The 12,781-nt window shown below is 73.0% G+C and carries 14 protein-coding genes; 3 read left to right on the top strand and 11 right to left on the bottom strand.

Annotation, left to right across the window (positions count from 1 at the left end):
• Nucleotides 1–23 precede the first annotated feature (23 nt).
• Both FFT09_RS09785 and FFT09_RS09780 read right to left on the bottom strand, forming a co-directional pair.
• Nucleotides 24–284 carry a glutaredoxin family protein gene (locus FFT09_RS09785; RefSeq protein WP_138382460.1) on the bottom strand — a complete coding sequence of 87 codons (261 nt, stop codon included), beginning with the start codon at nt 282–284 and terminating at the stop codon, nt 24–26.
• Nucleotides 277–1,821, bottom strand: coding sequence for an AMP-binding protein (locus FFT09_RS09780; protein ID WP_138382459.1), 1,545 nt, complete (start codon nt 1,819–1,821; stop codon nt 277–279). The genes FFT09_RS09785 and FFT09_RS09780 overlap by 8 nt, the downstream gene beginning before the upstream one ends.
• Before the next feature lie 191 nt (nt 1,822–2,012).
• Between FFT09_RS09780 and FFT09_RS09775 the strand changes: the two genes are divergently transcribed.
• The 3 genes from FFT09_RS09775 to FFT09_RS09765 all read left to right on the top strand — a co-directional run bounded on the left by FFT09_RS09775 (nt 2,013) and on the right by FFT09_RS09765 (nt 4,927).
• Nucleotides 2,013–2,699 (top strand): sigma-70 family RNA polymerase sigma factor, encoded by a 687-nt coding sequence (locus FFT09_RS09775; RefSeq protein ID WP_138382458.1) that lies wholly within the window; start codon nt 2,013–2,015, stop codon nt 2,697–2,699.
• An 83-nt stretch (nt 2,700–2,782) separates the two neighbouring features.
• Nucleotides 2,783–3,910 carry a DUF5667 domain-containing protein gene (locus FFT09_RS23430; RefSeq protein WP_138382457.1) on the top strand — a complete coding sequence of 376 codons (1,128 nt, stop codon included), beginning with the start codon at nt 2,783–2,785 and terminating at the stop codon, nt 3,908–3,910.
• A gap of 63 nt (nt 3,911–3,973) precedes the next feature.
• A complete protein-coding gene (locus FFT09_RS09765; RefSeq protein ID WP_024876456.1) occupies nt 3,974–4,927 on the top strand; it encodes an HAD family hydrolase in 954 nt (317 codons plus the stop codon).
• 108 nt (nt 4,928–5,035) lie between these two features.
• Here FFT09_RS09765 and FFT09_RS09760 read toward each other — a convergent pair whose 3' ends face one another.
• The 9 genes from FFT09_RS09760 to FFT09_RS22890 form a co-directional block, all read right to left on the bottom strand.
• Nucleotides 5,036–5,914, bottom strand: a complete 879-nt coding sequence (locus tag FFT09_RS09760) for a lysophospholipid acyltransferase family protein (RefSeq protein WP_244231289.1) — start codon at nt 5,912–5,914, stop codon at nt 5,036–5,038.
• Nucleotides 5,911–6,888: an NAD-dependent epimerase/dehydratase family protein gene (locus FFT09_RS09755; protein WP_037335068.1), complete on the bottom strand. Its 978-nt coding sequence runs from the start codon at nt 6,886–6,888 to the stop codon at nt 5,911–5,913. The genes FFT09_RS09760 and FFT09_RS09755 overlap by 4 nt, the downstream gene beginning before the upstream one ends.
• A gap of 39 nt (nt 6,889–6,927) precedes the next feature.
• Nucleotides 6,928–7,029 (bottom strand): 30S ribosomal protein bS22, encoded by a 102-nt coding sequence (locus FFT09_RS09750; protein ID WP_005453035.1) that lies wholly within the window; start codon nt 7,027–7,029, stop codon nt 6,928–6,930.
• Between the two features lie 82 nt (nt 7,030–7,111).
• Entirely contained in the window at nt 7,112–7,327 is a 216-nt protein-coding gene (locus tag FFT09_RS09745; RefSeq protein WP_024876457.1) for a helix-turn-helix domain-containing protein, read from the bottom strand.
• 196 nt (nt 7,328–7,523) lie between these two features.
• The gene (gene proC, locus FFT09_RS09740) at nt 7,524–8,345 is read right to left on the bottom strand and encodes a pyrroline-5-carboxylate reductase (RefSeq protein ID WP_081193152.1); all 822 of its coding nucleotides are present in this window, start codon (nt 8,343–8,345) and stop codon (nt 7,524–7,526) included.
• Between the two features lie 44 nt (nt 8,346–8,389).
• A complete protein-coding gene (locus FFT09_RS09735) occupies nt 8,390–9,214 on the bottom strand; it encodes a thioesterase family protein (RefSeq protein ID WP_081193151.1) in 825 nt (274 codons plus the stop codon).
• Nucleotides 9,211–10,137, bottom strand: a complete 927-nt coding sequence (locus FFT09_RS09730) for a proline dehydrogenase family protein (protein ID WP_138382456.1) — start codon at nt 10,135–10,137, stop codon at nt 9,211–9,213. Before FFT09_RS09730 ends, FFT09_RS09735 begins: the two co-directional genes overlap by 4 nt.
• A 46-nt stretch (nt 10,138–10,183) precedes the next feature.
• Nucleotides 10,184–10,984, bottom strand: a complete 801-nt coding sequence (locus tag FFT09_RS09725; protein ID WP_138382455.1) for a sugar phosphate isomerase/epimerase family protein — start codon at nt 10,982–10,984, stop codon at nt 10,184–10,186.
• Between the two features lies 1 nt (nt 10,985).
• The gene (locus FFT09_RS22890) at nt 10,986–12,737 is read right to left on the bottom strand and encodes a hypothetical protein (protein ID WP_167305355.1); all 1,752 of its coding nucleotides are present in this window, start codon (nt 12,735–12,737) and stop codon (nt 10,986–10,988) included.
• Nucleotides 12,738–12,781: the final 44 nt, after the last annotated feature.

Here is a 12,781-nt window from a genome sequence, read left to right as displayed (position 1 = left end):
CGGTGCCTGCGCCGCCCTACCGCCTACCCGTCGCGCAGCGCCGCCGTCAGCCGAGCCTCGTCCACGGACCAGTAGCCGTGCTCGGCGTCGTCGACGAGGATCACCGGCACCCGGTCGCCGTACTCCGCGCGCCACTCCGGGTCGGTGTCGACGTCCGCCGCCGACCACGGCACCCCGAGTACGCCGCAGATGCGTTCCACATCGCGCTCCGCGCGCTCGCACGCGGGACAGCCCGCGCGCGTCATCACCACGACCGTGTGTGCCGGTGCCGAACCGTCAGCCATGACCGCCATCCTCACCCGGTGCGGGCGCGTCGCGCAGCCCGGCCCTGCTCACCTTCCCGGTCGCCGAATGCGGCAGCGCGTCGGCGAAGCGCACCACGGTGGGCACCTTGTACCCGGCGAGCCTGCTCGCGCAGTGGTCCACGACCTGCTGCTCGGACAGGGCGGCGCCGGGCGAGGGCACCACGACGGCCTTGACCGCCTCCCCGGTGCGCTCGTCGAGCGTGCCCACCACGGCCACCTCCGCGACGTTAGGCAGCTCCGCGATCACGTCCTCGACCTCGTGCGGGTAGACGTTGAACCCGTTGACGATCACCAGGTCGCCCGCGCGGTCCACCAGGTGCAGGTCGCCGTCGACGTCGACGTAGCCGACGTCTCCGGTGCGGAACCAGCCGTCGTCGCCGGGCCCGTGCGCGCCGTCGGGCCAGTAGCCGGAGAACAGGTTCGCGCCGCGCACCGCCACCAGCCCGGTGCCGTCGGTGTCGTCGAACGTGTCGTCCGGGTCGTCGGGGTCCTGCGGCGCCGGGTCCGCGCTGCCGTCGCTGTCCACGAGCCGCACCTCGACGCCGGGCAGCGGCCTGCCCACCGAGCCCGGCTTCGCGTAGCCCGTGACCAGCGTGGACGTCACGACGGGTGCGGCCTCGGTGAGCCCGTAGCCCTCGAACACCGCCAGCCCGGTGGCGCCGCGCACGGCGGCCAGCACCTTCGGCCGCAGCGGGGCCGCGCCGGAGACCAGCAACCGGGCCGTCGCCAGGCACTCGCCGAGTTCGTCGACCGGCCGCGCGGCGAACTCCGCGTACATCGCCGGGACGCCGAGCACGACCGTCACGCGGTGGGTGAGGCAGTCCGACAACGCGGTGCGGACCTCGAACCGCGGCGAGAGCACAGCGGTGGCGCCCGCCGCCGCGACGGCGAGCAGCCCGGGCCCGAGCCCGTAGACGTGGTGCAGCGGCACCGCGAGGTAGGCGCGATCGCCCGGTTCCACCGGAGCGGGCTTCAGCGCGCGCAACTGCCCGACGTTGGCCAGCAACGCCCGGTGCGACAGCATCGCGCCGCGAGCGGGCCCCGTGGTGCCGGACGTGTACAGCAGCGCGGCGACGTCCTCGCCTCCTCGCGTGACCTGCGGGAACGGGTCCGCCTCGGCGGTGGCGCTCAGCACCGGTTCGACGAGCGCGGGGGCTTGTCGGGTCGCCTCGAACGGCCGGTCCGTCAGCAGCACGCGGGCCCCGCTGTGCGCCAGCAGGGCCTCGGAAGCCGAGTCGGGCTCCTGCGGATTCAGCGGGACCGCGATCCCCCCGGCACGCAGCACGGCGAGAAACGACACCGCGAACGCCGCCGAGGTGGGATAGCGCAGCGCCACCCTGTCGCCGGGTTCGACTCCGGCGGCGCGCAGCACGTGTGCCGTGGCGGTGACGGCCCTGTCCGTTTCGTCCCAGGTGAGTGTGGTTCCCGTCGCTGTATCGATCAATGCGTCGCGGCCCGGCCTGTGTTCCCCCGCGGCGGTGGCGAGCTCCGCCACGTTGCCACTCTCACCCGTCACAACCTGCCCCTTTCGCCGTCCCCACAGTGTCTCAGCGACCCGGTGGCGGCCAGATCGTCACCGGTGATGTCGCCGATTCGCAACCAGGACACCACTACCTACTTCGCGGTAACAACACGTATGCTCCGTCGGGCGACGTAGTGGCGATGATCACGCGGAGGCCGGGAACGGGCCCGGAGGAGGTGCGACACGTGAGCATGCCGATCGCTGTTGCGGCTGGTCCCGCACCCGCGACGCTGGGACTGCTTGGCGCGCGGCCCGCGACCTCCGACGCGGAGACAACGGGCGGCACGACCGAGTCCCCGGTACCCGCCGACGGGGTCGTGGCCGAGAACTGGGAGCTCGTGCGGGCCGCCCAGCGCGGCGACTCCGCCGCGTTCGCCACGCTCTACGACCGGCACGTCGAGGGCGTCTACCGCTACGTGCTGCTGCGCCTCGGCGACCGGCACCTCGCCGAGGACGTCACGAGCGAGACCTTCCTCAGAGCACTCCGCCGGATCACGTCGATCTCCTACCAGGGCCGCGACGTCGGGGCCTGGTTCACCACCATCGCCCGCAACCTCGTGCTCGACCACGTCAAGTCCAGCCGCTTCCGGCTGGAGGTCGTCACCGACGAGGTGACCGAGGGCGGCGTGAGCCGCGGCGCGGCACCCGGCCCGGAACAACAAGTGATCAGCCGATCCACCAGTGACGAACTGCTGCGCTGTGTCGCCGACCTCGGCGACGACCAGCGCGAGTGCATCATCCTCCGCTTCATCCAGGGCTACTCCGTGTCGGAGACCGCCGCGATCATGCAGCGCAACGAGGGTGCGGTGAAGGCGTTGCAGCACCGCGCCGTGCGCCGCCTCGCCACCCTGCTGCCCCACGGGCTCCGGTGAGCCACCGCACGTAACCGCCGCACCCCCGCGCTCGTTGCTCCGGCGGGAAGGCCCGGAGCACGGCGAGCGGTGGAGGGAACGCGGTGGGCAGGACTGCGTGGTCCCGGCGGTCGCGGCAGGCCCGTGCGCGGGACGAGCGTTTCGCGCGAGCCGTGGACTCCGGCACCGACGCCGACCAGTTCGGCGCCGAGCTGGCCGTGGTGGCCGCACTGCGCAGGCTCGGCGACACCGTCGCCCACGACGTCACGGTCGACGCGGCCACGCGGCAACGCATGGCCCGGCGCTCGGTGAGCTCGCCTCGGCGCCGCCCGCTGCCGGTGCTCACCGCGCTGGCCGCACTGGCGACCCTGCTCGCGTTCACCGGCCTGCTGCTGTCGCGCGACGCCCTGCCCGGGGGGCCGCTCTACCAGCTCAAGCGTGCGCAGGAGAGCGCCGCGCTCGGGCTGACCTTCGACGACGAGGACGCCGCCGTCCGGCGGCTGAACTACGCATCCCGGCGGCTCGACGAACTCGCCACGCTCGGCGAGACGGGCTCCGCCGAACCGGGCCGGGTCCGCGCGGCCCTGCGCGGCTTCGCCGACCACGCCACCGAGGGCACGGTGCGGCTCACCGCGCTCGCCACCCGTTCCGACGGCAGCCAGCTCGGCGTACTGCGCGACTGGGCGGGACGCGAGACGGCCCGCCTCGACACGCTGGCCCCCGGACTGCCCACCGCGCTGCCGGACGCGGTGGCGGACGAAGTGACGGACGAGGTGGCGGGGTTGCTCGACCGCATCGACCGGCGAGCCTCGGCGCTGGCCGAACGGATGGAGTGCTACGAGATCACCTCGGCGCACTCCGACGACCTCGGCGCGCTCCCCGCCACCGGCCGCTGCGCGCCCCCGTCGCCGCTCGGGCCGGGGCCGCCGCCGACCGGGCAGCCACCGGCGGCCGATCCCGCTCTCGAAGTGGATCTCCCCGTCGAGCCGACTGCCGCGCCCGCCCCGCCCGCGCCGAGCTCGCCGACCTCGCCGGTGGCGCCGCCGACCTCGGACCGGCCCGGCCCACCGTTCGGGTCGCTGGATCCGGCCGACGTCGCCCCACCGGCCACGGTGCCCGCACCCGTGTCCGCACCGGAGCGGCCCCGGTTGCCGTCCGAAGCGCCCGTCCCGGCACCCGTGGTGAGTGTCACAGGCGTGCTCTCCGGATTGCCCGCCGTGACCGTCGGATAGCTCTCCGGTGTTCGCGTCACGCTCGTTACTCTGTGGGCAAGCGCCGGAGGCGAACCCATACGTATGGAGGCGGTGTGCGTGTCTCGGTGGCGGGGCCGCGGTAAGGGACGGGAACGCGAGCGGCTCGCGGCGCTGGCCGGTGAGGCCTCGGCCGACGCCGCGGTCGCGATGGAGGCCGCGGCGGTCGCGACGGTCGAACCGGAGGCCGAACCGCGTCCACCCGAGACCCAGCCTCCCGTCCAGCAGGACCTGACCGCGGCGGCGTTCTTCGACGTCGACAACACGATGATGATGGGCGCGTCGATCTTCCACTTCGCCAGGGGGCTCGCGGCGCGCAAGTACTTCAGCAGCTCCGACCTGGCCGGATTCGCGTGGCAGCAGGTCAAGTTCCGCGTCGGGGGCCGGGAGAGCCACCAGGGCGTGCAGTCCAGCCGGGAGCAGGCCCTGTCGTTCGTGGCGGGACGAACCGTCGACGAGATGGTCGCCATCGGCGAGGAGATCTACGACGAGCTGATGGCCGACCGCATCTGGGCCGGGACCAGGGCACTCGCCCAGATGCACCTGGACGCGGGGCAGCGCGTGTGGCTGGTCACCGCCACGCCCGTCGAACTCGCGGCCATCATCGCCCGGCGGCTCGGACTCACCGGAGCACTCGGCACCGTGGCCGAGAGCGTCGACGGCGTGTACACGGGACGGCTGGTCGGCGACATGCTCCACGGCAGGGCGAAGGCGCACGCCGTGCGTGCGCTCGCCGCGCGGGAGGGCCTGAACCTGCGCCGCTGCACGGCCTACTCGGACTCACAGAACGACGTGCCGATGCTGTCGGTCGTGGGCGCCGCCGTGGCCGTGAATCCGGACGCGGGCCTGCGGGAGACCGCCAGAAACCGGGGCTGGGAGATCCGCGACTTCCGCACCGGCCGCAAGGCCGCGCGGATCGGTGTGCCGTCGGTGTTGGGCGCCGGAGCCCTGGCCGGAGCCGTCGCCGCGGGCCTGGCCTACCGCAGAAGAGCCGCCTGAAACCACCCCGAGTAGCCGTGTCCGCAGCCTGCGTAGCCGTGTCCGCAAGTTGCGTAGTCGTGTCCGCAGGTTGCGTAGTCGTGTCCGCAGCGGACGATGCGAGCCCGGCTAACCCTGCGACGAACCGGGCCCGCCGTCGGTGAAGATGCCGCGACGGAGGGCGAGCCTGCGGTACAGCAGCTGCTGGATGCTCTCGCGCACCTGGTCGGTCAGGGTGAGCACGAGCATCTGGTCGTCGGCGGACTCCGCGTCGAAGGTGTCGGTCCGGACCGGTTCGCCGAACTCGATGTGCCACTTCGTCGGCAACGGGATCGTCCCGAGCGGCCCCAGCCACGGAAAGAACGGGGTGACGGGGAAGTAGGGCAACCGCAGCAGCCGCGCCAGCGGGCGGATGTCCGCGATCTTCGGGTAGATCTCCTCCGCGCCCACGACGGCGCAGGGCACGATGGGCACTCCGGTGCGCAGCGCGGCCGACACGAACCCACCGCGCCCGAACCGCTGGAGCTTGTAGCGCGCCGAGAACGGCTTGCCGACGCCCTTGTAGCCCTCCGGCCACACCCCGACCAGCTCGCCGTCCCGCAGCAGGCGCTCGGCGTCGGGGTGACACGCCAAGGTCTGACCGGTCTTGCGCGCCAGCTCGCCGAGCACGGGGGTGTCGAAGACCAGCTCCGCGCCGAGCATCCGCAGGAACCGGTGTGCCGGGTGCTCGTCGTGGACGGCGAACGCGGTCATCACGGCGTCCAGTGGCAGCACGCCCGAGTGGTTCGAGACCAGCAGCGCGCCGCCCTCGGAGGGGATGTTGCCGAGGCCGTGGGTGCTGACCCGGAACCACCGCTCGTACAGCGGGCGCAGCAGGGGGAACAGCACCGACTCGGTGAGCTCGGGGTCGAACCCGAACTCGTCGACCTCGTAGTCGCCGGCGAGCCTGCGGCGGGCGAATCCGGTGAGCGCGCCGGCCCACGACTCCGGCCCGCCAAGCCCGGTCACGTAACACCCCGGCTGACCACGGCGTCGTCGAACGTCTGCGGTGTCGTCCACCGGGGTGAGTAGCCGAAGTCCCGCCTCAGCAGGGTGGTGTCGACCACGCGGCCGAAGCTGAGCAGGCGCAGCAGGTCGGGCGAGGTGTTCACCCTGCGCGCACCCCGCAGCGCCCTGCCGAGCGAGGGCATCGCGGCACGCGGGACGCTCACCGGCACGCGGTGCGCCCTGCGGATCGCCTGCGACAGCGCGAGCACGCCCTGGCCTGCGACGTTGAACACCTCGGACACGCCGGGCCGCGCGCGGACCGTGGCCCGTTCGAGCACGGCGAGTGCGTCCTCGGAGTGCAGGAACTGCAGGCGCGCGTCGAACCCGAGCACGGTCGGGACCAGCGGCAGCGAGAAGTACCGGGAGAAGACGGTGTCGAAGTCCGGCGCGAGCACGTCCGCGAGGCGCAACGTCGTCACGCCGACCTCGGGACGGCGCCGCGCGAACCCGCGCACGTAGCCCTCCAGCTCGACGGCGTCCTTCGAGTAGCCGGACACGGTGGTCGGAATGAGTTCCGCGTCCTCGGTGAACACGGCCCTGGACCGCGGTGACGCGCCGTACACCGCCGTCGTCGAGGTGACGACGAGCGTGCGGACGTACGGCGAGTTCTGGCACGCGGCGAGCAGCCGCATGGTGCCGATGACGGTGGCCTCTTTCCCGGCCCACCGCCTGCCCGAGCCCGCGGGATGGCAGGTCGGACCGGCATGGACCACCGTGTCCACTCTCGCGGACGTCATGATCTTCGCGATCAGCGGGTTGCCGATGTCGACCCGCACGAACTCCGCGCGGCCGAGTCGACGGAGGATCTTCGCCGCCGGGGGCGACGTGTCCACGCCGACAACCCGTTCGAGGTCACTGCGGGCGCCCAACCGCGACAGCAGGCGCCCGCCCAGTTCACCGGAAACCCCGGTGACCAGGACGACCTTCGGCCTCATCAGACCCCCGGCCTCACTTGCGCCCGCGGGCCTGCGACGTCACTTACCCTGCTTGCGACGCTGCACGCGGGTGCGGCGAAGCAGCTTCCGGTGCTTCTTCTTGGACATACGCTTACGTCGCTTCTTGATTACCGAGCCCACACCACGCTCCTAACGGTCGGTCGCGAACGGCCTTCCAGGTTACCTGGGCACATCAGCGCGGCGTGCGTGGCCCTCGGTGGCCCTAACCCACGTCGAAGTAGGCGTTGTCGAGATAGTCGTGGACGGCCTGCTCGGGCACCCGGAACGACTTGCCCACCCGCACGGCGGGCAACTCACCGGAATGCACCAGTCGGTAGACCGTCATCTTGGAGACCCGCATCAGCGTGGCCACCTCGGCGACGGTCAGGAACTGGACATGTCGGGGGCCCGGCACGTCCTCGTTTCCGTTCGGCGGCATAACAGTTCACCGTGTCCCTCTGCCACGCGCCGTGCCGCTCGACTTCCCCATCGAGCGGTACCGACACGCGCGTGCTGCTCTCGAGGGTAGCGGGACATGTGGGGCTGGTGCGACGCCTGTCGAGGGGAAACAGGCACCCGGACGGAGTCAACGCGGTGTCAACACGCCGGAACCCGACCCGACCGGGCACCCACCGTCATGCCCGTTCGGAGTCCTCGTGCGCTCGGCCCAGCTCGACCGACCGGTCGCGGGCGGCCTCGATGGCGGCCAGCAGCGCCGCCCGCACGCCGTGCTTCTCCAGTTCCCGGATGGCGTTGATGGTCGTGCCGGCGGGCGAGGTCACGGCTTCCCGGAGCAGCACCGGATGGCCCGCGCCCTCCGCGAGCATCGTGGCGGCGCCGACGGCGGACTGCACGATGAGCTGTTCGGCCACCGCGCGCGGAAGCCCCAGCAGGATGCCCGCATCGATCATCGCTTCCACGAGGTAGAAGAAGTACGCCGGACCGGAACCCGACAGCGCGGTCACCGCGTCCTGCTGCGACTCGGGCACCTCGACGACCTTGCCGACGCAGCTCAGCAGATCCGTGACCTGCCTGACGTGCTCGGCGTCGGCGTGGCTGCCCGGCGACACGGCGCTCATCGCCTCGCCGACGAGCATCGGCGTGTTCGGCATCACCCGCACCACGGGGGTGCCCTCGGGCAGCGTGCGTTCGAACAGTGCCGTGGGCAGTCCCGCGCACAGCGACACCACGAGCGACGACGGCCGCAGTGCCTGGGCGAGTTCCGCCAGCACCGGGTCGATGTCCTGCGGCTTGACGGCCACCACCAGCAGATCGGCTCGCCGCGCCGCCTCGGCCACGGTGACACCCGTGACGCCGTAGGCCGACTCCAGCTCCGCCGCCCGCTCGGGATGGCGCTCGGTGAACAGCAGATCGCCGGGACTACGGCCACCGTGCAGCAGCCCCGACAGCAGCGCCTCGCCGATCTTGCCCGCACCCAGTACCGCGATGGTTGCCATGCCCGCAACACTAGGCCGGGCACCCGGTGCCGCCCGGTGGCGGGTCAGGGCAGCGGGGACAGCGCCAACTGCCGCGCCTGGCACACGATGCGGCCCTGGCTGTCGACCACGACGGCGTCGGAGTCGAACCAGCCCTCCTGCACGGCACGGCACTCCACGGCCACCCGCAGCCACCCGGTGTGCGGCCTGGTCCGTACCAGTGCGGTGAGCGCGGCGGTCGGGGCCCAGCCGGTGCGACCGAGGTTGAAGACGACGGGCGGGTTGATGTCGCCCGCGAGCAACGCGAAGTAGGGGTCGGGCTCGCCCCGCCTCGGCCGCACCCACAACCGCAGGCGCGGCGGGTCGTCGCGGCGCCCGGTGAGGTAGCCCGCGGTGGCCGCGTCCACGCGGACGTCACAACCCTTGGCGAGGTGGAACAGTCCCTCGGCGGTGCGCCCGCTCAGCGGCAACGCACTCGCGGGCGGTTCGGCGGGCAACGCGGGCGCGTCGCTCCACACCGGCGGGCGCAGCGGCAGCCTGCCCGCCGTGACCCTGGCCTCCACGCAACTGCGGCCACGTTGTTCCAGCACCACGGCCACCACCGTGGTCCGCCTGCCGATCTTGCGGACGTCGGTGCGCACCAGTACCGGCCCCAGCGCGGGGGCGTGCAGGAACTCGGCGTTCACCACCAGCGGTTCCGCGGGAGGCTCGCCCGCCTCGAACAGGGTACGGATCGCGGCCTTCGCCAGCAGGGCCAGCAGGAACCCGCCGTGGGGATGCTTGCCGATCGCCCATTCCTGCCGCAGATCCGCGGTGAAGGTGCCGTCGCCGAGCGAGCGGACGTCACAGGCCGTGGAGAACGGCACCGGCTCCGAGTCGACCGTACTCACGAACGACTGGCCAGGGCTCGCAGGAACAGGGCCAGGTTCGCGGGTCGCTCGGCGAGCCTCCGCATGAGGTAGCCGTACCACTGCTCCCCGAACGGTACGTACACGCGCACGGTCTCCCCTTCCGTGGCCAGCCGGCGCTGTTCGTCCGGCCGGATCCCGTACAGCATCTGGTACTCGTAGCTGCCGCGTTCCCTGCCGTACCAGCGGGCCCGCTGGCGCAGCACGCTCACCAGCCGGGGGTCGTGGGTGGCGAACATCGCGTACGCGCCGCCGTCCAGCAGCGCGTTCGCACAGCGCACGTAGCTCACGTCGACCGCGTGGGTGTCCGTGAACGCGACGTCACCGGGCTCGGCGTAGGCACCCTTGCACAGCCGCACCCGCGACCCCTTGTGTGCCAACGACGCAAGGTCCGACTCGGTGCGGTGCAGGTACGACTGCACCACGGCGCCGACCCACGGCCACCGCTGGCGCGCCCGCTCCACCACGCGCAGAGTGGCGTCGGTGGCGGTGTGGTCCTCCATGTCGACGGTGACCGTGGTGCCGCACGCCTCGGCGGCCTCGCAGATCCGGCTGAGCGCGCGACCGGCGAGGACCTCGTCGCCCCCGACCGCCAGCGCCGAGAGCTTGACGCTCACCTCGGCGTGCCGCGCGAGCCCGTGCGCACCGAGTTCCTCCAACAGATGCACGTAGGTGCGGACCGTCTTCTCCGCCAGTTCGGGGTCGCTCGTGTACTCCCCCAGGTAGTCGAGCGTCGCCGTTCTGCCGTCGGCGGCGAGCCCCCGCACGGCGTCCAGCGCGTCCGCCACGGTCTCGCCCGCGACGAACCGGGCGACGATCTGACGGCTCCCCGGTGCGGTGGCGACCACCCGCCGGATCACGTCGTTGTCGGCGGCGGCGAGGATCAACGTACGCAGCGGCTCCACGACGCAAACTCTACGGGGCGAACGGCGGTGGACGATGACGACCCGGTCACTGTCCGAGATGCAGACGGGTGAACAGCAACGCCTCCGCGAGATCGGCGACCCGGCGAGCCGGGTAGCGCGCGGCCCGCGTGTTGACCTCCAGCACCACGGCGCCGTCGTAGTCCCGCTCCACCAGCCATTCCAGCAGCTCACCGCACGGTTGGCTGCCGCGGCCCGGCACCAGGTGCTCGTCCTTGGGCGCCCCCGTGCCGTCCGCCAGATGCACGTGCGCCAGCCCCGGCCCCATGCGCTCGGCCAGCGCCAGCGAGTCCATTCCGGCGGCGGACGTGTGGGACAGGTCGAGGGTGTAGTGCGCGTACCCCACGTCGGTCGGATCGATCGACGGCCGGAACGCCGACACGCGGGCGTTGCGCCCGCCGCCGGGCGGACGCACCTTGAACATGTTCTCGACCGCGACAGCGACCCCGCTGTCGCGCTCCAGCTCGGCCACCAGATCGGCGAACGCGTCGCCGTAGCGGCGCTGCCAGCGGAAGGGCGGGTGGACGACCACGGTGTTCGCCCCCAGCTCGTGCGCCGCGTCCACCGACCGCCGCAGTCGTTCCACGGGATCGGGCGACCACACGCGCTGGGTGATGAGCAGCGACGGCGAGTGCAGCGACAGCACCGGGACGCCGGTGGCCTTGCTGTGCCGCCGGAGCGCCTTGACGTCCTGGCTGTCCGGGTCGGCCCACACCATCACCTCGACACCATCGTACCCGAGGTCGGAGGCCAGCTCGAAGGCGTTCTGCGCACGCAACGGCCACACCGACGCCGTGGACAGTGTCACCGGGATCGCCGGGGCGGCCACGCTAACGGGAGACCAGCAACAACGCCGCGGGCGAGACCGTGACGACCAGCCCCACCAGCAGCGCGAGCACCGTGGTCTGGGTGTCCTCGGCCCGCCGGACCTTGCGCACCACCCACACGAGGCCGACCGTGACCACCAGTGCCGCGATCAGCGCGGCGGCGGGCAGCTGACCCCACAACCAGTTGAAGCCGAGCCACACGCCCGCGCCGCCGGCCACACCGAGCGCGAGCTGGCCTGCCAGCACCAACCACTGTTTGGCCGGTGAACCGTCGGCGTCCTCGGCTTCGTCGGCACGGCCCGCACCGTCGTCGTCCTCGGCCGTCCGGGTCCGCACCGACCGGGCACCGTCCGCGTCATGGCGGTCTTCGGGGTCGTCGGGGTCTCCGTCGTAGTCGTCGTAGTCGTCGTACCGGTCATAGTCGCCGTAGTCGCCGTCGTCGCCGTCGTAGTCGGCGTAGTCGCTGGCGGCGAGCGGATCGTCGCCGAGGATGCCGACCCGGGTCGGCGCGTCGTCGAAGCCGTCGAAGTCGTCGAAGTCACCGCGCTCGCGCGGACCGTCCGGCTCGTCGCCGAAGTCGGGCACGTAGTAACCGGTGGCCGGTCCGTCTCCGCCCTCGGCAGGGCCGCCGGGCACGGGCGCGACTCCGACCCTGGTGGGCTCGTCGGCCTGGCCCGGAGCACCGGCCAGGCCGGCAGGAGGCTCGTCCGGCCGGACCGGCTCGGCCAGCGCGGTCTGCTCGGGATCACCGTCCGACACGGCGGGCAACTGCTGCGTGCTCGGTTCGGCGGGAGGCGCGGGCGCGCCCCTGGGCGGCCTGCGCCTGCGCGGCGGCATCGGGAACCGGCCGGAGCGCTGCGGCGGCCCGGCGGGTGGCTGCGCCTGCGGCGCGTCGACGTCGTCCGTGTCTTTCGCGCGGTCGAGGCCGTCGAGGCGCGCCGACAGCGAGCCCTCCTGCGCGCCGTCGTTCGGTGGCTGCTGCGACTGCGGTGCGGCGGGTGGCGGCGGGCCCGGTGCGGCCACTCGCCGGGTGGCGTTCATCCGGTTCGCCGCGTCCCGGCCGCCGCCCGGCGGCGGCCCGGGTGGGGTGGGCAACGCTCCGGACGACTGCTGCTTCGGCGGCCCGGCCTGCGGCGCCGGGCCCTGCGGTGCCTGCGGTCCCGCGCCGTTGGGCGGCGGTGGAACCGGGTTGCCCCCGGTGGACTGCGGTTTCGCCCGCGGTGGCCGGAAGCCGTTGGCTGGCTTGCCGTACCCGGTGCTGTGGGAACTGCTCGGCGGCAGGTTCGACTGGGTGGGCGCGGGCCCGGCGTTCGCGCCACGCGGCGGCAGGGGGTTACGGCCCGGCTCCTCCGGCGCGGGATAGGGGCCGGAGTTCTGCGGCGGTCGCGGCGGAGGCTGTCCCGCCCCGGAGGGTGGCCTGCCCGGCCGCCCACCGCGCCGGGGCTGCTCGCCCTCGCCCGCGCGTCCGTTCACGGCTCCGCCAGCTCCGTTGGCCCCGTTGGGCGGCGCCTGTCCCGGCGCGGCCTGCCCCGGCTGTGGCGCCTGCCCGGGTGGCGGCCCCTCGGCACGAATGCGCTCGATGATCGCCTGTGGCGCCGTGTCGGTGATGCCGGGTTGCCGACCGTCGCCCGCGTCGTCGTCCTCGGCAGCGCGACGACGCCGACGGCGCGGCGCGCCACCGACCTGTCCGCCGTGTTCGGCGAGAAGCTCGGCCACCGTCTTCTGTGGCCGCTCGCCGTCGCTGTCTCGAGTCATCCCTTCCACCGTGCCCGTCGCCCGCTCGTTCCGTCCAGTCTGAA

Origin of the sequence: Saccharomonospora piscinae (assembly GCF_005862235.1) — a bacterium.
GTDB lineage: Bacteria > Actinomycetota > Actinomycetes > Mycobacteriales > Pseudonocardiaceae > Saccharomonospora > Saccharomonospora piscinae.
This window is presented reverse-complemented; position numbering and strand designations above follow the sequence as displayed.

What these genes read in the sequence shown, in the direction of transcription:
- FFT09_RS09785 (WP_138382460.1), bottom strand. Translation starts at nt 284, where the DNA reads ATGGCTGACGGTTCGGCACCGGCACACACGGTCGTGGTGATGACGCGC.
- FFT09_RS09765 (WP_024876456.1), top strand. Translation starts at nt 3,974, where the DNA reads ATGGAGGCGGTGTGCGTGTCTCGGTGGCGGGGCCGCGGTAAGGGACGG.
- FFT09_RS09755 (WP_037335068.1), bottom strand. Translation starts at nt 6,888, where the DNA reads ATGAGGCCGAAGGTCGTCCTGGTCACCGGGGTTTCCGGTGAACTGGGC.
- FFT09_RS09745 (WP_024876457.1), bottom strand. Translation starts at nt 7,327, where the DNA reads ATGCCGCCGAACGGAAACGAGGACGTGCCGGGCCCCCGACATGTCCAG.
- proC (WP_081193152.1), bottom strand. Translation starts at nt 8,345, where the DNA reads ATGGCAACCATCGCGGTACTGGGTGCGGGCAAGATCGGCGAGGCGCTG.
- FFT09_RS22890 (WP_167305355.1), bottom strand. Translation starts at nt 12,737, where the DNA reads ATGACTCGAGACAGCGACGGCGAGCGGCCACAGAAGACGGTGGCCGAG.